The sequence below is a fragment of the Stenotrophomonas maltophilia genome (assembly GCF_047497515.2).
Classification (GTDB): domain Bacteria; phylum Pseudomonadota; class Gammaproteobacteria; order Xanthomonadales; family Xanthomonadaceae; genus Stenotrophomonas.
Genome location: NZ_JAXAXL020000001.1, coordinates 241314 through 257392 on the forward strand (window position 1 = coordinate 241314; position 16079 = coordinate 257392).

The following is a 16079-nucleotide window of genomic DNA, read 5'->3' on the forward strand; positions in this document are numbered from 1 at the left end:
CCGGCAATCCCGTAGCGCACGGAGAGCCGGCCAGCGGCCGGCACTCCCGTTGCAACCTTATTTCTCGACGAACGCGCGCTCGAACACGTAGTGGCCCGGCTGGCCGATGCGCGGCGAGACCTGGAAGCCACGCGCGTCGAGTACAGCACGCAGGTCGGCCAGCATCTGCGGGCTGCCGCAGATCATCGCGCGGTCGTTTTCCGGGCTCAGTTCCGGCAGGCCGAGGGTGCGCTGCATCTCACCGCTTTCCATCAGCGAGGTCAGGCGGCCCTGGTTGGCGAACGGCTCGCGGGTGACGGCCGGGTAGTACAGCAGCTTGTCGCCGATCATCTCGCCGAGGAACTCGTGTTCACGCAGTTCCTTCTCGAAATAATCGCGGTAGGCCAGATCCTTTTCGTAGCGCACGCCATGGCACAGGATCACCTTCTCGAAGCGCTCGTAGGTCTCCGGGTCCTTGATCACCGACAGCCACGGCGCCATGCCGGTGCCGGTGCCCAGCAGGTACAGGTTCTTGCCGGGGTGCAGGTCGCTGATCAGCAGGGTGCCGGTGGGCTTCTTGCCGACCAGCACCTTGTCGCCCGGCTTGATGTGCTGCAGGCGTGAGGTCAGCGGGCCGTCCTGCACCTTGATGCTGAAGAACTCCAGGTGCTCTTCCCAGTTGGCGCTGGCGATGGAATAGGCGCGCAGCAGCGGCCGCGCCTCGGTTTCCAGGCCGATCATCACGAACTGGCCGTTCTCGAAGCGGAAACCGCTGTCGCGGGTGAGGGTGAAGCTGAAGTAGGCATCGGTCCAGTGACGGACCTCAAGCACCGTTTCGGCGCCAAAAGCGGAGGACATGGGCGTATCTATCGAAAGTCGTCGGGAGTGATTCTATCTCAAATGAGACAGGTTCTCATTAGGCGGAACGAGAGGCGTTCTCAGCGGTAGCCGGCCGCCTGCAGCTCGAACAGCTCGGCATAGCGGCCGCCCTGTGCCATCAGCTGCTCGTGGGTGCCGCTGGCCTCGATCCGGCCGTCGGCCAGCACCAGGATGCGATCGGCCATGCGCACCGAGGAGAACCGGTGGGAAATCAGTACGGCAGTGCGATTATCCGCCAGTTCCCTGAACCGCTGGAACACTTCGAACTCGCTGCGTGCGTCCAGCGCTGCCGTTGGCTCATCCAGGATCATCACCTGCGCATTGCGCATCCACGCGCGGGCAATGGCGATCTTCTGCCACTGGCCACCGGACAGGTCCACACCCTGCTTGAAGCGGCGCCCGATCAGCTGGTCGTAGCCGCCGGGCAGTTCCTCGATCACTTCCTCGGCCATGCCGCGGCGCGCGGCGTCGGCGATGCGTGCCCGGTCGTCCATGGCCTCGACCTGGCCGACGCCGATGTTCTCGCCGGCGCTGAGGTTGTAGCGCACGAAGTCCTGGAAGATCACCCCGAGATTGGCGCGCAGGTCGTCGAGGTCGTAGTCGCGCAGGTCGCGGCCATCGAGCAGGATGCGGCCCTCGTCCGGTTCGTACAGCCGCGCCAGCAGCTTGACCAAGGTGGTCTTGCCGGCGCCGTTCTCGCCGACCAGGGCCAGTACCTCGCCGGCCTGTAGCTGGAAATCCAGGTGGCGTACCGCCCATTGCTCGGCGTCCGGGTAGCGGAAGCCGACGTTCTCGAACACGAAGCCCTGGCGGATCGGCTGCGGCACGCGCACTGCGCCTTCGCGCGAGTGGATTTCTGGCTGGATCTGGAAGAACGAGAACAGGTCATCCAGGTACAGCGCCTGGCTGGCTACCTGCGAGAACCCGATCAGCAGGCCTTCCAGCAGCTGGCGCAGGCGCAGGAAGCTGCCGGCGAGGAAGGTCAGGTCGCCGATCGAGAAATCGCCACGCACGGTGCGCCACGCGATGTAGGCGTAGGCGGTGTAGTAGCCCAGTGTGCCCAGTGCGGCCAGCAGCGTGCCCCAGAACGCGCGGCGCCGGGCCAGCGCGCGGTTGGCCTGGAACAGCGCCACCGAGAGGCGCCGATAGCGTTCCACCAGGAAGCGGTGCAGGTTGTAGATCTTCACTTCCTTGGCCGTTTCCACACTGGCGCCGAGCTGGCGCAGGTAGTCGAGCTGGCGGCGCTCGGGTGTCCACTGGAAGTTGAGGCTGTAGCCGGCCGCGTTGAAGTGCGATTCACCGATGAAGGCCGGCACCAGCGCCAGCGCCAGCAGCAGGATCAGCCATGGCGCGTAGACCAGCAGGCCAACGGCCAGGCTGGCCACGGTGATCGCATCCTGCACCTGGCCGAACAGCTGGCTCATCAGGTTCATCCGGCCCATGGTCTGGCGCCGCGCGCGGTCCAGCTTGTCCTGCAGGTCCGGGTCCTCGAAGTCCTCCAGGTCCAGGGTCGCCGCATGTTCCATCAGCCGGATGCTGGTGACGTTGGCGAACAGCTCCGAGAGCAGCGCATCGGCATAGCTGACCAGGCGGCCGAGCAGGTCCGAGGCGATGGCCAGGCCGAATTCCAGTGCCAGCAGGCCCAGCAGTGGATTGAGCACGCCACTGGACAGCGCCTCGCCCAGCGGCGGGAAACCGGCATCGTGCTGGCTCAGGTGCAGGGCGCTGTCGATGATCAGCTTGCCGACGTACAGCATCGCCACCGGCAGCAACGCACGGATCAGGCGCAGGCCGAGGCTGGCCAGGGTGAGCGCGGGGCTGGTCTGCCAGACCATGCGCAGGAACGGCGGCAGGTTGCGCATCGCCTTGAAGCGCTGGCGCAGGCTGGGTTTCTTCGCGGCGGCAGCGCCAGCGGTGGGGGTGGCAGGCATGCGGGTATTGTGCGCGCCTGATGCGTGCAGAGGGGGTCAGTGCAGGCGTGTGGCCGCGCCGGGGTCAGATCCCTTCGCCATGCGAAGGGATCCGACCCTGCCGCATCCACGCATGGCGTGGATCTACCGTGTCGACCAAGGTCGACACCTACCAACAGCACCAGGGAACTGTCGAAGGCAGGGTGGGTCAGCTCGCAGGGGCGTGAGCCGCATGGATGCGGCGACCGAGCTTACATGGACGTACTTGCAGCGTCCCCTGCGAGCTGACCCACCCCGCCAACCTGCGGTAGAGCCGGCTTTTGATGTTGCCCTGGCTGTTGCCTCTGCGGGTGCCGGGCGGCAGCCCGGCCGCCCCCCCCCTTTACGGCAGCGGCGGCAGCAGCCCTGCACCCAACCGGTTCCAGGCATTGATCACCGCGATGCCCATGCTCAGGTCGCTGATGCCCTTCTCATCGAAGTGCGGCGCCAGCGCATCGAACGCCGCCTGCGACGGCGCACCGTCGGTCAGCCGGGTCAGCGCCTCGGCCCAGCCCAGCGCCGCACGCTCGCGCGCATCGAAGAAGCGGCTTTCGTGCCAGGCCGGCAGGGTGTCCAGCTTGCGCGGCTCGATGCCGCCCTTGCGCAGCGCGGTGCCATGCATGTCCATGCAGTAGCCGCAGCCGTTGAGCTGCGACACGCGCAGGAACAGCAGTTCCATCAGGGTCGGATCGATCGAGCTGTCATGCACCGCCTTGCTGGTGGCCAGCAGGCCCTTGAAGGCCTCGGCGGCCAGGCGGGCATAGGGGACGCGGGGAGAGGCATGGTCGGACATCGTGGGCTCCACGGCGGCCACGGTGGCCGCCTTTCATTTACAAGGACGCCGCAGCGTCCCGGCGCGTGACAACCTGCGGCAGCTTTTCCGGATTCAGCACGCTGTACACCTGGGCGATGCGGCCGTCGACCACCTCGATGGTGGTGACCGAATGCAGGCGATCACCGATGAAGCGCAGGATCGCCGGTTCGCCGTTGACGTAGCCCAGCTGTGCCGGATGTGCCGCGCCGCGGCGGGCGATGGCCCAGAACAGGCGGCCGATGCGTTCGGCGCCCAGCAGCGGACGCACCGCTGCGGTGACCACGCCGCCGCCGTCGGAAACCAGCAGTGCGTTAGCGTGCAGCAGGGCCTGGATGGCCGCGCTGTCGCCGCGCTGGGAGGCGTCCATGAAGCGCGCCAGCAGCTGCCGGTGCTGGCTGGCGTCGGCGTTGAAGCGCGGTCGCCCCGCCTGCAGGCGCTGCCGCGCGCGGTGCACCAGCTGGCGGCAGTTGGCCTCGCTGAGGCCGAGCAGCGCGGCAATCTGGCGGTAATCGTGGTCGAAGGCTTCCTTCAGCAGGAACGCGGCCCGTTCTTCCGGGCCGAGCTGCTCCAGCAGGGTCAGGAAGGCCACCGAGACGTCATCGGCAAACGCGTGCAGCTGGGCCGGGCCGGGCGCCGGGTCCGGCTCCAGCGTGACCGCCAGCGGCTCGGCCAGCCACGGGCCGACGTAGTGCACGCGCTCGCGCTTGGCCGCGCGCAGCCGGTCCAGGCCGAGCCGGGTGGTGGCGGTGACCAGCCATGCTTCGGGGTCGCGGACGCTGGCCGGGTCGGCGCCCGACTAGCGCAGCCAGGCGTCCTGGACCACGTCCTCGGCGTCGGCGCGGCTGCCGAGCAGGCGGTAGGCCAGCGCCATCAGGCGCGGGCGGTGGGTCTGGAAGGCGGTTTCGATGTTCATGTTGACCAAGACGCCGGGCAGGAATGAACCGTGACAGAGGGGTGGGGTCAGATCCCTTTCCGCTGGAAAGGGATCTGACCCCGGCGAATCTACGCGCAGTCGGTGGAGGGGGTAAAATGGGCGGATTACCCCCGCCAGCCTCCAGCAAGCGAGCAAGTCGTGACATCGATCAAGCAGGAAGACCTCATCCAGTCCATCGCCGACGCGCTGCAGTACATCTCGTACTACCACCCGGTCGACTACATCAAGAACCTTGCCGCCGCCTACGAGCGCGAGGAGTCGCCGGCCGCGAAGGAGGCGATGGCCCAGATCCTGATCAATTCGCGGATGTGCGCCGAAGGCCACCGTCCGATCTGCCAGGACACCGGCATCGTCACCGTGTTCCTGGAAATCGGCATGGACGTGCGCTGGGACGACGCCACCATGGGCGTGGAAGACATGGCCAATGAAGGCGTGCGCCGCGCCTACATGCACCCGGACAACAAGCTGCGCGCCTCGGTGCTGGCCGATCCGGCCGGCAAGCGCATCAACACCAAGGACAACACCCCGGGCGTGGTCAACGTCAAGGTGGTGCCGGGCAACACGGTCGACGTCATCGTCGCTGCCAAGGGCGGTGGTTCGGAAGCCAAGACCAAGTTCGCCATGCTCAACCCGTCCGACTCCATCGTCGACTGGGTGCTGAAGACCGTGCCGACCATGGGCGCCGGCTGGTGCCCGCCGGGCATGCTCGGCATCGGCATCGGTGGCACCGCTGAAAAGGCGATGCTGCTGGCCAAGGAAGCACTGATGGAGCCGATCGACATCACCGAGCTGCAGGCCCGTGGTGCCTCCAACCGCATCGAAGAGCTGCGCCTGGAGCTGTACGAGAAGGTCAATGCGCTGGGCATCGGCGCACAGGGCCTGGGTGGCCTGACCACCGTGCTCGACATCAAGATCAACGATTACCCGACCCATGCGGCCAACCTGCCGGTGGCAATGATCCCGAACTGTGCGGCCACCCGCCATGCGCACTTCACCCTCGATGGCAGCGGCCCGGTGATGCTGGACCCGCCGTCGCTGGAAGACTGGCCGAAGCTGACCTACGACGCGTCCAAGGGCACCCGCGTGGACCTGGACACGATCACCCCGGAAGACGTGGCCAGCTGGAAGCCGGGCCAGACCCTGCTGCTCAACGGCAAGCTGCTGACCGGCCGCGACGCCGCGCACAAGCGCATGGTCGACATGCTCAACAAGGGCGAACAGCTGCCGGTCGACCTGAAGGGCCGCTTCATCTACTACGTCGGCCCGGTCGATCCGGTGCGCGACGAAGTGGTGGGCCCGGCCGGCCCGACCACCGCCACCCGCATGGACAAGTTCACCCGCCAGGTGCTGGAACAGACCGGCCTGCTCGGCATGGTCGGCAAGGCCGAGCGCGGCCCGGCGGCGATCGAAGCGATCCGTGACAACAAGTCGGCCTACCTGATGGCCGTCGGTGGTTCGGCCTACCTGGTGTCCAAGGCGATCAAGGCCGCCAAGGTGGTCGGTTTCGCCGACCTGGGCATGGAAGCGATCTACGAGTTCACCGTGCAGGACATGCCGGTAACCGTGGCGGTCGATTCCACTGGCGAGTCGGTGCACAAGACCGGCCCGCGCGAATGGCAGGCCCGCATCGGCAAGATCCCGGTGGTGGTGGAGTAATCCTGCCGCGAGCGATCCAGACAACGGCGCCGTGTGGCGCCGTTGTTGCATGTGGCCACAGACGGGGCGGCGCTCTGCTAACGTGTGCGCTGGCGTACTGGAAGGGAGTCCATCGTGCGGTTGTGGTTGCGTATCCTGGTGTTGCTGTCCGCTGTCCTGGCGTGCATCGCCTGCGGGCCGCGCTATTTTGTCGAGCCCCCCAGCCACGAGGCCGGGAAGATCTGCACGTCGGCCTGCGAAAGCCAGAAAGCGGTGTGCGTTTCCCAGAGCACCGCGCGCGCCGAATTTGAGCGGCAGAGCTGCGAAAGCGCCAAGAGCCGGGTGATCAGCCGCTGCAGTGGCATTGCCGATGAAAAACAGCGGCACAACTGCGAAGGTGGCAACGGTGCCGGCAGCTACTGCGCATCGTCGACCAGCCCACTTTCATGCAATGCTCCGCATGCCCGTTGCGTACTGTCCTGTGGCGGCACGGTGAATGAAGTCCGCACCGCCACGGGTATTACCGTGTATTGATGGAGGAAGGCCCCATGGTGCGGATGCTGTCCCCGGTGTTGAGCGCTGTGCTGTTGCTGGCCGGTTGCAGTACATCGCCATCGTACGAAGGCGCCGATTTCTCCGCGTCCTCGCAGTGCCGCATGCAGTGCCAGGCCAGTTATCGCAGCTGCATGGCGCAGGGCAGGACCGGCAACAGTGCGTTCAGCTGCGAACAGCAGGTGGTGCCCGCGCCGGACAAGCGCTGCAAGGACGTTGCCAACCCGGAACTGCGCCGTGCCTGCGAACTGAAGGCGCATGACTGCACGATGCGCGCGCCGATGATGTCCTGTGGTGAACAGCGGGATACCTGCATGAGCAGCTGCGGCTGAGCAACGGCCCGTGCACGGGCGCATAATCGGCCGATCCACCCGCACAGGATCCACTGCATGAGCACCACGCTGTATGGTTCGACCAGTACCGCCGCGCTGGTGGTGCACTGGCTGTTGATCGAGCTGGGCATCGAGCACGAGCTGGTGCTGCTGGATTTCGAGGCACGCGAGCACAAGGCGGCGGAATACCTGGCGCTGAATCCGGCCGGAGTGGTGCCGACGCTGATGATCGATGGCCAGGTACTGACCGAGGCGGCAGCGATCGCGCTGTACCTGGCCGACCGTCATCCGGACGCCGGCCTGCTGCCTGCGGTGGGTACGCCCCAGCGCGGCGACGCCTACCGCTGGATGTTCTGGTGCGCCAATACGCTGCAGCCGGCCTATCGAGCCTGGTTCTATCCGCACGAAGTGGCCGGCGAGGCGCATGTGCAGGCCAGCCGCGAGATGGCACGGCAGCGGCTGGAAGCGGCCTGGCAGCAGGTGGCCACGCATCTGCAGGCGCACGGCCCGTATCTGTTGGGTGCAACGCCGTGCGTGGTCGACCACATGCTGGTGATGCTGATGCGCTGGTCGCGCAACATGCCGAAGCCCAGCGACACCTGGCCGGCGCTCAAGGCGCATGCCGCCTCGATGAAGGCGCGCCCGGCGTTCGCCGAGGTGTATCGCCGCGAAGGCATCACTGACTGGCGGTAACCCGTTCTGTAGAGCCGAGCCATGCTCGGCTGCTGTTCGCGTGCAGTCCATGAATGCAGCCGAGCATGGCTCGGCTCTACCAACGCAGTGCGGGTTACAGGATATCCAGCACCGTTTCCGGTGGGCGGCACAGCCGCGTACCCTTGGGCGTGCGCACCACCGGCCGGTTGATCAACCGCGGGTGTTCGGCCATCGCGGCCAGCAGCGTGGTCTCGTCCGCATCTTCCAGGCCCAGTTCGGCGAACTGCGCTTCCTTGCTGCGCACCAGATCACGCGCGCTCAATCCGGATTCGGCCAGCACCTGGCGCAGGGTGGCGACATCGGGGGGATTGCCCAGGTAATCGACCACCACCGGCTCGAAGCCGGCATCGCGGATCAGCTTCAGTGCGCCGCGCGAGTTGCTGCAGGCCGGGTTGTGCCAGATCGTCACGTCCATCAGAACCACTCCAGCAACGACACGCCCACGCCGACGTAGGTGGCCTTGTGGTTGTAATCGATCAGGCTTTCGCCGTAGCCATCGAAGATCTGCACATGGCCGCGCAGCAGGTTGCTGATCGGGAAGCCATAGTCCAGCTGCAGCGCGCCGTGCGAGCGACTGCCGGTGCGCAGCGAATGGCGCGCCATCAGCGAGACTTCGTGGCCATTGCGGTTCCAGATCAGGGTCGCGTCACCGCGGCCCATGTAGTCCTCGATGTCCGGATTGTTGTCGTCACTGCGGGTCTCGGGAATGCGGTACCAGGGGCGCAGCACCAGCGCCCAGTTCTCGCGGTCCAGGCCGATGTTGAGCATCACCCGGTTCCAGCTGCGCGACAGCGGGTCGGCGCGGCCGTTGGACTGGTGGTTCAGCGCGATGCCGGTCATGCGTCCGCGCCAGCCACCGATCGAGTAGCCGTTGCGGAACACCATCATCACTTCCGGCTCGTAGTTGGTTTCGCGGAAGGGGCGCGAGTCCTCGCCGTTGTAGGCCTGCCAGCGCGAGCTCTGGGTGTAGCCGGCCCAGATGTCGCCGTTGTCGCCGAACAGGTTCTCGGCGATCTTGGTCTTGAAGCTGATCTGGAACTTCAGCTCCGCGCTGTCCAGCACCTGCGGCGTGGTGACCGTGTTGGCCGGGTTCGGTGAGTGCGGCGTGGTATTGCGGTCGCTGGTCCAGAACGCGGGCAGCAGGTACACGGGCTTGTAGGCGCGCAGCTGGAACGGCCCGAGCTTGGAGTCTTCGGCCAGTTCCCAGCGGCTGTCCAGCAGGGAACCGCGCCCAGCGTTGGCCAGCGCGCTGTCCGGCACGGCTGGGCGGAACAGGTCGCCGACCCGTTCGCGCAGTTTTTCCTCGCCCTGGCTCAGGCGCGTGCTCTGCCGTTCCTCGCGGCGTGCCTGCGCGGCGGCTTCTGCAGCGGCGTCGGCCTCGGCCGTGGCCTGCGCGGTGCGCCCGAACTGGCGGTCATAGCAGGCCAGGCGGGCTGCGTCGGTGGTGATCGCCGCGCACGCAGCCGGCGAAGCTTCGGCACTCGGCGCGAACTCCTGGGCGGCCAGCGGCATGCTGGCCAGGGCCAGCGCCAGCGGTGCAAGGCGGGGAAGCAGTGGAAGGAGGGTCATTGCAGCAGGCCCTTCGGTGAATACGGGAATCGCACAGTGTGGGGGCTGCACCGCGTCGCGGCCAGCCCCACGGTTTATGCACGGGCACCGCGTGCGCGCGGCGTGAAGGTGGTGCCGATCACAGGAACCAGGCGAACGCGAACAGGCCCAGCATTGCGATGACCACGGCCAGTTTCAGGGCCAGGCCGAGCAGGATGCCCAGCCAGGTGGCCAAGCCCACCTTGGTCGAACGTCCCAGTTCGCGGGTATGCCAGTACTCGCCGAGCAGGGCGCCGATCAGCGGGCCGGCAAACAGCCCGATCGGCATGAAGAACAGGCCGACGATGCTGCCGACGAAGGTGCCCCACAGGGCCTTGCGGCTGGCGCCGACCCGCTGCGCGCCGACCACGGTCGCCAGCACGTCCACCAGCAGCGAGAGCAGGGTAAGTACGCCCAGCGCGACCAGCGTGGGCCAGCCGACATGGGCAAAGCCGTCGGCCCAGGCGGCCAGCAGCAGTCCAATGAACACCAGCGGCACGCCGGGCAGGGCCGGCAGGACGATGCCGGCGATGCCGACGAGGACAAAGATGACCGCTAGCAGATACAAGATGAATGAGAGTCCCATGCTGCTCCGTATGGTCGTCGTTTTGGGGTTGACAGTGAAAGATTTTGCCAGTTGCTTTTTCGTTTTGGGCGGGTTAAGTTGCAGTCGCTGAGCTTGGCAAGGTCACCGTGGATCGTGGCCTGATGAAGCAAGATCTTTCCGATCCGCTGCATCGATGCACCTCGCTTCCCCCTTGCTTGTCAGCCGCCCACCAGGCGTTTCCAACAACAAGAGAGAGTCAAAGGGAGTTAGTGAGATGGCTGATCGCGAGACCGGTACCGTAAAGTGGTTCAATGATGCGAAGGGCTTCGGCTTCATCAGCCGGCAGAATGGCGAGGACGTGTTCGTGCACTTCCGCGCCATCGAGACCCAGGGCTTCAAGAGCCTCAAGGAAGGCCAGGCCGTTACCTTCGAAGTCGTGCAGGGCCAGAAGGGCCTGCAGGCTGACAAGGTCCAGCCGGCGTAATACCTGCCGCACTCCGGCATGAAAAAGGCCCGCGCGAGCGGGCCTTTTTCTTTGCTGCCGGCCCGCCGCAGGTCAGCGCAGGATGACCCGCCCATTGACCACGCGCACATAGGTGTTTTCGCGGATGCCGCCGAGGTCGCGCTGGTTGACCACGATGGTGCGGCCATCATCCATGCGCACGCTGATGTCGTAGGTGTCGCTGGTGACGTTCTTCTGGATCTGGTTGCCCGCCAGCGCGCCACCGACTGCGCCTGCGGCGGCGGCGATGTTCTTGTTGCCACGGCTGCCGCCGGTGTGGTCGGAGATTTCATGGCCGGCCACTGCGCCGACGATGCCGCCGAGGATCGCGCCGGTCGCGCTGGGCGCGGTGCGGCCGGATTGGACGGTGTTGATGCGGGTGACGATGCCGCAGTCCGCACAGCGGCCCTGGTTGTAGCCGCCATTGTTGCCGTAGCCGCCGTTGTTGTAGCCGTTGTTGTAACCACCGCCACCGTAACCCGGCGAGGTGGCACAGCCTGCCAGGGCGAGGGTAGCAATGGCACTGGCAGCGATGAGCTGGATCTTCATGGGGCGTCTCCTGGCCGTGAAGGCGGGTGTGGTGGGTGGTACTGCGTCATGCAGCAGGGTGGAGGAATCCTCTCCTTTCGAACGTGAACAACGCGCCAACCATGTGCGCAGTGCCCGGCTGCAGGATGAATGCGCCTCAGCGGAAGTCCTGGTGGCAGGCACGGCAGTCGGCCTGAAGGGTGTCGACCACCTTGGCCAGCGCGGCGCAGTCGCTGGGTGGCGCGGCCAGCGCAGCGTTGAGGTTGCCGCGCAGCTGGCTGGCGTGCTGCTGGAACTGGCCATTGTCCTTCAGCCCGGGAAAGGCCAGATCGAGGTCGTTGGACAGCAGGCGCAGGGCCTGCAGCCGCGGCACGCTGTCGGCCAGGCTGCAGCGGTTCTGCTGCTGAGCCTGTAGCAGCAGCTGCGATTGCCGCTGCATCACCTGCATCAGGCTGTCCGGGAACGGATCGCGGCGGGCGTTCAGGGCCCGGCCGACCATCACCGTGGCAACCAGGCCGATCAGCAGGCCCAGGCAAAGCATGAAGACGTAGCGGTGGGCGGTGGAGACAGGGCGGGGCGGGCTGGCGTTCATGCGGGCTCTCCGGGCGTGCAACGGTGGGTTCGATGCCGGCGCGCTGTGGGCGCTGGCCGCTGCACGTTAAAATAGCGGGATGAACGAACAGGTCAAACAACGCTTCGCCGGCATCGAACGGCTGTATGGCGTGGGCGCGCTCGAGCGCCTGCAGGGCAGTCGCGTGGCCGTGGTGGGCATGGGCGGGGTCGGCTCATGGGTGGTGGAAGCGCTGGCGCGTTCAGCGGTCGGCCACCTGACCCTGATCGACGCCGATGACATCTGCGTGTCCAACACCAACCGCCAGCTGCCGGCGATGGAAGGCAACTACGGCCGCAACAAGGCCGAGGCGATGGCCGAGCGCTGCCGCGCGATCAATCCGGAGATCGAGGTCGATGCCGTGCAGGCGTTCCTGACCGTTTCCAACATGGCCGAACTGCTGGATCGGGGCTTCGACCTGGTGATCGATGCCTGCGACAGCTTCCGGGTCAAGGTCGAGACGATCGCCTGGTGCCGCCGCCGCAAGCTGCCGCTGCTGACCGTCGGCGCTGCCGGTGGTCGCACCGATCCCACCCTGGTACGCATCCGCGATGTCTCGCGCACCGAACACGACGCCATGCTGGCGTTGATCCGCAAGAAGCTGCGCAGCGAATTCAACTTCCCGAAGAATGCCAAGCGCTATTTCGGCGTGCCGGCGGTGTACTCGCTGGAAAACGTGAAGTACCCGCAGGCCGATGGCAGCGTCTGCGGCCTGCGCCCGAACCTGGGTGCCGACGCGGCGTTGAAGCTGGACTGCGGCGCCGGCCTGGGTGCGGCCACGCACATCACCGGCGCGTTCGCGTTCGCCGCGGTGGGCAAGGCGCTGGAAATGCTGCTGGAGCCGAAGAAAGTGAAGGCCGAAGCGGCTGAGGCCAGCGCCAACGCATAACGGTAGTGCCGGCCGCTGGCCGGCAACTCCGTAATGCTTGAATCAGCGTGGATGCCGGCCAGCGGCCGGCACCTACCGTTACGTTGCCGGCAGCTTGAACAGCCGTCGCGCATTTCCGGTGGTGGCCTGCGCCACCGCATCCAGTTCCATTCCACGCAACGCCGCCACATGGCGGGCGATGACGGCCAGCCGCGCCGGCTCGTTGCGCTGGCCACGGATGCCTGCGTCGGGCTGGTCCGGTGCATCGGTTTCCAGCAGCAGCTGCTCCAGCGGCATCTCGCGCACCAGCCGCTGCAGCCGCTGTGCGCGGTCGTAGGTGAGGGGGCCGCCCAGGCCCAGCAGGAAACCCAGCCTGTGCAGCTGCGCAGCCTGTTCCGGGCTGCCGGAAAAGCTGTGCACCACGCCGCGCAGGCCCCCGGTGCGGCGAATCGCCGCGATCACCGCGTCCACCGCGCGCCGCGCGTGCACGATCACCGGAAGATCGAACTCGCGGGCCAGCTCCAGCTGGCCGATGAAGTACGCCTGCTGTGCCTCCGCATCCAGTCCCTCGACGAAGAAATCCAGCCCGCACTCGCCGATCGCGCAGGGGCGCTCGCGCTCGATCCATCCGCGCAGCAGCGGCAGATGCTCGGGCCGATGCGCGGCCAGGAACATCGGATGCAGGCCGTAGGCCGGGTACAGCCCGGGTGCCTGGCGGCAGACCTCGCGCAGCTTCGGCCAGCTTTCGGCGGTGACGGCAGGAACGACCTGCGCGCGCACGCCGGCCGCGCCTGCGCGCTCGATCACCGCCGTGCGGTCAGCATCGAATTCACTGGCATCCAGGTGGCAGTGGCTGTCGACCAGCAGGCTCAACGCTGCTCCAGCGGTGGCGGCGTGGTGGTGGTGCGGCTCTTCCAGTTGGCCAGCAGCAGGGTGCCGAAGCCCAGCACCAGCTCATCGACGAACGGGATCGGGTCGGGGATGAACAAGGTCAGCACGAACAGGCCGGCGGTGAGCTTGAACAGGGTGGGATAGCGCAGCCGGCGCGCCCATTGCAGTACCGGCAGCAGCATCGGGTTGGCCATGACGGACGTCCTCGTGGGGAATATGCAAACGCTACCACGGGCCCAGCATTTCCCGATGCTGAATGGGTTATGGCAATGAGCAGGAAATGTGGAGATTCCGTTCAGGCAGCCCATGCTGCAATCTGGCCCGAGAACGTTGCGGACGGTCCGCAAGGAGCAGGTCATGAAAAGCACAACTACAACTGTCCTGGTCGCAGCGGGCGCGCTGCTGGTCGGTGGTATCGCCACCGCCGCCTTCATGAAGAGTGGCAGCACGTCGCCTGATTCCCTCAGCGCCGGAACCCCCAACGGCGAGTCGCGCCTGGTCGATGGCAGTGCCACGGATGATGGCGCCCGTGCTGACACGCTGGACCCGTCCGCACCGCGTGGGCTGGAATACGCCGATGTGCTGAAGGTCGATCCGATCACCGAAAAGCAGAAGGCCTACGCCACCGTGATCGGCACTGACCCGGTACGTGAAACCTCCACCACGCAGACCCCGCACGAGGTCTGCGAGGACGTGACCGTACAGGAGCGCCTGCCGGAGCGTGACGGCAACGTCGGCGGTACCGTGGTCGGCGCCGTGGTCGGTGGCCTGCTGGGCAACCAGGTCGGCGGTGGCAACGGCAAGAAGGCCGCGACCGCAGCCGGTGCAGTCGCCGGTGGCTTCATCGGCAACCAGATCGACAAGCGCCATGTCGGTGGCCGCGTGGTCAACCGCACCGAGCGCCAGTGCCACACCGAGACCGCCACCTCCGAGTCGAGCCGCGTCACCGGCTACAACGTGACCTACCGCAACGAAGATGGCACCACCGGCACCATGCGCATGGCCAGCAAGCCGGGCACGCGCATCGCCATGGGTACCAACGATGTGGTGAAGGGCTACAACGTGACCTATCGCTACGACGGCGCTGAAAAGACCGTACGCCTGGACAACAAGCCGTCCAGCGATCGCCTGCCGGTGGTTGATGGTCAGCTGGTCACGCAGACCGCTGCGGCCGGCGCCACTGCCGCAACCCGCCAGTAATACGGGCACCGCATGCAGTAGTGAACGGGCCGGCACTTGCCGGCCCGTTTCGTTGTGCGCGCCGATGTTCATCCGCCCCGCCAGGGAATCCACCATCATGGGGTCCCTTCGACATGGAGTCGGCATGAGCATCTTCGACCTGCGCCTGGAAACCGAGCGGCTGGTCCTGCGCCCCCTGCTGCGCGAGGACTACGAACCCTACCTGGCGTTCTGCGCCGACGAGGACACGATGCGCACCCTGGGCGGCGTGCAGCCGGCTTCGGTGGCCTGGCGCGGCTTCTGCAGCCTGGCCGGCGCCTGGCAGCTGTTCGGTTTCTCGATGTTCAGCGTGATCGAGAAGTCCAGCGGCGAATGGATCGGGCGGATGGGGCCGTGGCAACCCCAGGACTGGCCGGGCACCGAAGTGGGCTGGGGTATCCGTCACGCCAGCTGGGGCCGGGGCTATGCGCCGGAAGCCGCCGTCGCGGCGATCGACTGGGCTTTCGACACGCTGGGCTGGGACGAGGTGATCCATACAATCGCCGAGAACAACGACAACTCGCGGGCGGTCGCGCGCAAGCTCGGCAGCACATTGTTGCGCATGGGTGAATTGCCGCCGCCCTACAACGACAAGCCGATGCAGATCTGGGGCCAGTCACGCGAGCAGTGGAGAAAACGCGCGCGCTGAGCGTTGCCTGGTAGTGCCGGCCGCTGGCCGGCAACCTCGTAGCAGCAGGATTCGTGCGATTGCCGGCCAGCGGCCGGCACTACCGTGTGGGCATGCTGCACCCGCGCTTGGCATTCACCGGCGCACTTGCCAGACTGCACGCAGCCGGCCGCCGGCCGGATCCGATGGAGCAGGCAATGGTGGAAGAGCGCGTTCCGTTGACCGTGCATGGCATGTCGGTCTCGGGCAATTGCCACAAGGTGCGCCTGCTGCTGGAGCAGCTCGGCAGCCGTTATCGCTGGGTGGAAGTGGACAGTGCCCATGGCCAGACCCACACCCCGGAATTCCTGGCGTTGAACCCCAACGCCAAGGTGCCGCTGATCGTCCGCGACGATGGCCGCGTGCTGACCGAATCCAACGCGATCCTGTTCTGGCTGGCCGAAGGCACGCCGTACCTGCCCAGTGACGGCTGGGAGCGCGCGCAGGCGCTGAGCTGGATGTTCTTCGAGCAGTACACGCATGAGCCGTGCGTGGCCGTGGCGCGCTTCATCCGCGGCTGGACCCCGGTCGATTCCCCCCGCCGCGCCGAACTGCCACGCCTGCAGCAGCGGGCGGCTGATGCGTTGGCGGTGATGGAGCAGCACCTGCGGCAGGCACAGTGGTTCACCGGCAGTGAGTACGGCATCGCCGACATCGCGCTGTTCGCCTACACCGATGTGGCGGGCGAGGGCGGCATCGGCCTGGAGCTGTTCCCGGAAGTGCGCGCGTGGTTGCAGCGGGTACGTGCACAGCCGCGCTTCATGGCGATGCCGGCGGTGACCGCCGAGGTGCGTACACGGCTGGACGGTCGCGAGTAGCGTCGAGCTTGCTCGACGGGTTTGCAGAGCAGTCGGGCAAGCTCGACGCTACGGA

General features: G+C 66.7%; 19 protein-coding genes and 1 pseudogene. 9 read left to right on the forward strand and 11 right to left on the reverse strand.

Annotated elements, in window-relative coordinates; translation table 11 throughout:
- Positions 1 to 57: 57 nt before the first annotated feature.
- From ACMZPQ_RS01220 to sigJ, 4 genes and pseudogenes are all read right to left on the reverse strand, one after another.
- On the reverse strand, positions 58 to 837 hold the full coding sequence (locus ACMZPQ_RS01220; RefSeq protein WP_014037801.1) for a ferredoxin--NADP reductase: 780 nt from the start codon (positions 835 to 837) through the stop codon (positions 58 to 60).
- Between the two features lie 80 nt (positions 838 to 917).
- The gene (locus ACMZPQ_RS01225) at positions 918 to 2789 is read right to left on the reverse strand and encodes an ABC transporter ATP-binding protein (protein WP_197584458.1); all 1872 of its coding nucleotides are present in this window, start codon (positions 2787 to 2789) and stop codon (positions 918 to 920) included.
- A 361-nt stretch (positions 2790 to 3150) separates the two neighbouring features.
- Positions 3151 to 3600 carry a carboxymuconolactone decarboxylase family protein gene (locus ACMZPQ_RS01230; protein ID WP_197583850.1) on the reverse strand — a complete coding sequence of 150 codons (450 nt, stop codon included), beginning with the start codon at positions 3598 to 3600 and terminating at the stop codon, positions 3151 to 3153.
- Between the two features lie 37 nt (positions 3601 to 3637).
- Positions 3638 to 4534 (reverse strand): annotated as a pseudogene (sigJ, locus tag ACMZPQ_RS01235) (RNA polymerase sigma factor SigJ).
- Between the two features lie 159 nt (positions 4535 to 4693).
- On the opposite strand from sigJ, the gene ACMZPQ_RS01240 reads away from it, so the two are divergent.
- The 4 genes from ACMZPQ_RS01240 (at position 4694) to ACMZPQ_RS01255 (ending at position 7767) form a co-directional block, all read left to right on the forward strand.
- Positions 4694 to 6211 carry a fumarate hydratase gene (locus ACMZPQ_RS01240; protein ID WP_008268808.1) on the forward strand — a complete coding sequence of 506 codons (1518 nt, stop codon included), beginning with the start codon at positions 4694 to 4696 and terminating at the stop codon, positions 6209 to 6211.
- A 114-nt stretch (positions 6212 to 6325) separates the two neighbouring features.
- The gene (locus ACMZPQ_RS01245; RefSeq protein WP_197583848.1) at positions 6326 to 6724 is read left to right on the forward strand and encodes a hypothetical protein; all 399 of its coding nucleotides are present in this window, start codon (positions 6326 to 6328) and stop codon (positions 6722 to 6724) included.
- A 14-nt stretch (positions 6725 to 6738) separates the two neighbouring features.
- Entirely contained in the window at positions 6739 to 7074 is a 336-nt protein-coding gene (locus ACMZPQ_RS01250; RefSeq protein ID WP_312647670.1) for a hypothetical protein, read from the forward strand.
- A 57-nt stretch (positions 7075 to 7131) separates the two neighbouring features.
- Positions 7132 to 7767, forward strand: coding sequence for a glutathione S-transferase family protein (locus ACMZPQ_RS01255; RefSeq protein WP_197583847.1), 636 nt, complete (start codon positions 7132 to 7134; stop codon positions 7765 to 7767).
- A 94-nt stretch (positions 7768 to 7861) separates the two neighbouring features.
- On the opposite strand, the gene arsC is transcribed toward ACMZPQ_RS01255, so the two are convergent.
- From arsC to ACMZPQ_RS01270, 3 genes are all read right to left on the reverse strand, one after another.
- A complete protein-coding gene (gene arsC / locus ACMZPQ_RS01260; RefSeq protein ID WP_197583845.1) occupies positions 7862 to 8203 on the reverse strand; it encodes an arsenate reductase (glutaredoxin) in 342 nt (113 codons plus the stop codon).
- Positions 8203 to 9357: a phospholipase A gene (locus ACMZPQ_RS01265; protein WP_197583844.1), complete on the reverse strand. Its 1155-nt coding sequence runs from the start codon at positions 9355 to 9357 to the stop codon at positions 8203 to 8205. Before ACMZPQ_RS01265 ends, arsC begins: the two co-directional genes overlap by 1 nt.
- 118 nt (positions 9358 to 9475) lie before the next feature.
- A complete protein-coding gene (locus ACMZPQ_RS01270; RefSeq protein ID WP_197583842.1) occupies positions 9476 to 9961 on the reverse strand; it encodes a DUF456 family protein in 486 nt (161 codons plus the stop codon).
- Positions 9962 to 10196: 235 nt separating this feature from the next.
- On the opposite strand from ACMZPQ_RS01270, the gene ACMZPQ_RS01275 reads away from it, so the two are divergent.
- Complete coding sequence (locus tag ACMZPQ_RS01275; RefSeq protein WP_046984344.1) at positions 10197 to 10406, forward strand: cold-shock protein; 210 nt, start codon at positions 10197 to 10199, stop codon at positions 10404 to 10406.
- A gap of 72 nt (positions 10407 to 10478) precedes the next feature.
- Here ACMZPQ_RS01275 and ACMZPQ_RS01280 read toward each other — a convergent pair whose 3' ends face one another.
- Positions 10479 to 10973, reverse strand: coding sequence for a glycine zipper 2TM domain-containing protein (locus ACMZPQ_RS01280; protein WP_008264629.1), 495 nt, complete (start codon positions 10971 to 10973; stop codon positions 10479 to 10481).
- Positions 10974 to 11109: 136 nt separating this feature from the next.
- On the reverse strand, positions 11110 to 11544 hold the full coding sequence (locus ACMZPQ_RS01285; protein WP_197583841.1) for a cytochrome c: 435 nt from the start codon (positions 11542 to 11544) through the stop codon (positions 11110 to 11112).
- Between the two features lie 79 nt (positions 11545 to 11623).
- Between ACMZPQ_RS01285 and ACMZPQ_RS01290 the strand changes: the two genes are divergently transcribed.
- Positions 11624 to 12451, forward strand: a complete 828-nt coding sequence (locus ACMZPQ_RS01290; protein WP_197583837.1) for a ThiF family adenylyltransferase — start codon at positions 11624 to 11626, stop codon at positions 12449 to 12451.
- A 78-nt stretch (positions 12452 to 12529) separates the two neighbouring features.
- Here ACMZPQ_RS01290 and ACMZPQ_RS01295 read toward each other — a convergent pair whose 3' ends face one another.
- Positions 12530 to 13303 carry a TatD family hydrolase gene (locus ACMZPQ_RS01295; RefSeq protein WP_197584401.1) on the reverse strand — a complete coding sequence of 258 codons (774 nt, stop codon included), beginning with the start codon at positions 13301 to 13303 and terminating at the stop codon, positions 12530 to 12532.
- Positions 13300 to 13515 (reverse strand): DUF6116 family protein, encoded by a 216-nt coding sequence (locus ACMZPQ_RS01300; protein WP_197584402.1) that lies wholly within the window; start codon positions 13513 to 13515, stop codon positions 13300 to 13302. Before ACMZPQ_RS01300 ends, ACMZPQ_RS01295 begins: the two co-directional genes overlap by 4 nt.
- Positions 13516 to 13678: 163 nt before the next feature.
- Here ACMZPQ_RS01300 and ACMZPQ_RS01305 point away from each other — a divergent pair, with 163 nt between their 5' ends.
- The 3 genes from ACMZPQ_RS01305 (at position 13679) to ACMZPQ_RS01315 (ending at position 16024) form a co-directional block, all read left to right on the forward strand.
- Positions 13679 to 14521, forward strand: coding sequence for a glycine zipper 2TM domain-containing protein (locus ACMZPQ_RS01305; protein WP_197584404.1), 843 nt, complete (start codon positions 13679 to 13681; stop codon positions 14519 to 14521).
- 124 nt (positions 14522 to 14645) lie between these two features.
- Positions 14646 to 15188 carry a GNAT family N-acetyltransferase gene (locus tag ACMZPQ_RS01310; protein ID WP_197584406.1) on the forward strand — a complete coding sequence of 181 codons (543 nt, stop codon included), beginning with the start codon at positions 14646 to 14648 and terminating at the stop codon, positions 15186 to 15188.
- A 176-nt stretch (positions 15189 to 15364) separates the two neighbouring features.
- Positions 15365 to 16024: a glutathione S-transferase family protein gene (locus ACMZPQ_RS01315; RefSeq protein ID WP_197584408.1), complete on the forward strand. Its 660-nt coding sequence runs from the start codon at positions 15365 to 15367 to the stop codon at positions 16022 to 16024.
- The last annotated feature ends 55 nt before the right edge of the window (positions 16025 to 16079 follow it).

Excerpts from the sequence above, each read along its gene's own strand:
- ACMZPQ_RS01270 (WP_197583842.1), bottom strand. The coding sequence starts at position 9,961 with ATGGGACTCTCATTCATCTTGTATCTGCTAGCGGTCATCTTTGTCCTC.
- ACMZPQ_RS01305 (WP_197584404.1), top strand. The coding sequence starts at position 13,679 with ATGAAAAGCACAACTACAACTGTCCTGGTCGCAGCGGGCGCGCTGCTG.
- ACMZPQ_RS01265 (WP_197583844.1), bottom strand. The coding sequence starts at position 9,357 with ATGACCCTCCTTCCACTGCTTCCCCGCCTTGCACCGCTGGCGCTGGCC.
- ACMZPQ_RS01285 (WP_197583841.1), bottom strand. The coding sequence starts at position 11,544 with ATGAACGCCAGCCCGCCCCGCCCTGTCTCCACCGCCCACCGCTACGTC.
- ACMZPQ_RS01280 (WP_008264629.1), bottom strand. The coding sequence starts at position 10,973 with ATGAAGATCCAGCTCATCGCTGCCAGTGCCATTGCTACCCTCGCCCTG.
- ACMZPQ_RS01290 (WP_197583837.1), top strand. The coding sequence starts at position 11,624 with ATGAACGAACAGGTCAAACAACGCTTCGCCGGCATCGAACGGCTGTAT.
- ACMZPQ_RS01275 (WP_046984344.1), top strand. The coding sequence starts at position 10,197 with ATGGCTGATCGCGAGACCGGTACCGTAAAGTGGTTCAATGATGCGAAG.
- ACMZPQ_RS01255 (WP_197583847.1), top strand. The coding sequence starts at position 7,132 with ATGAGCACCACGCTGTATGGTTCGACCAGTACCGCCGCGCTGGTGGTG.
- ACMZPQ_RS01225 (WP_197584458.1), bottom strand. The coding sequence starts at position 2,789 with ATGCCTGCCACCCCCACCGCTGGCGCTGCCGCCGCGAAGAAACCCAGC.
- ACMZPQ_RS01315 (WP_197584408.1), top strand. The coding sequence starts at position 15,365 with ATGGTGGAAGAGCGCGTTCCGTTGACCGTGCATGGCATGTCGGTCTCG.
- ACMZPQ_RS01300 (WP_197584402.1), bottom strand. The coding sequence starts at position 13,515 with ATGGCCAACCCGATGCTGCTGCCGGTACTGCAATGGGCGCGCCGGCTG.
- arsC (WP_197583845.1), bottom strand. The coding sequence starts at position 8,203 with ATGGACGTGACGATCTGGCACAACCCGGCCTGCAGCAACTCGCGCGGC.
- ACMZPQ_RS01310 (WP_197584406.1), top strand. The coding sequence starts at position 14,646 with ATGAGCATCTTCGACCTGCGCCTGGAAACCGAGCGGCTGGTCCTGCGC.
- ACMZPQ_RS01230 (WP_197583850.1), bottom strand. The coding sequence starts at position 3,600 with ATGTCCGACCATGCCTCTCCCCGCGTCCCCTATGCCCGCCTGGCCGCC.
- ACMZPQ_RS01250 (WP_312647670.1), top strand. The coding sequence starts at position 6,739 with ATGGTGCGGATGCTGTCCCCGGTGTTGAGCGCTGTGCTGTTGCTGGCC.
- ACMZPQ_RS01220 (WP_014037801.1), bottom strand. The coding sequence starts at position 837 with ATGTCCTCCGCTTTTGGCGCCGAAACGGTGCTTGAGGTCCGTCACTGG.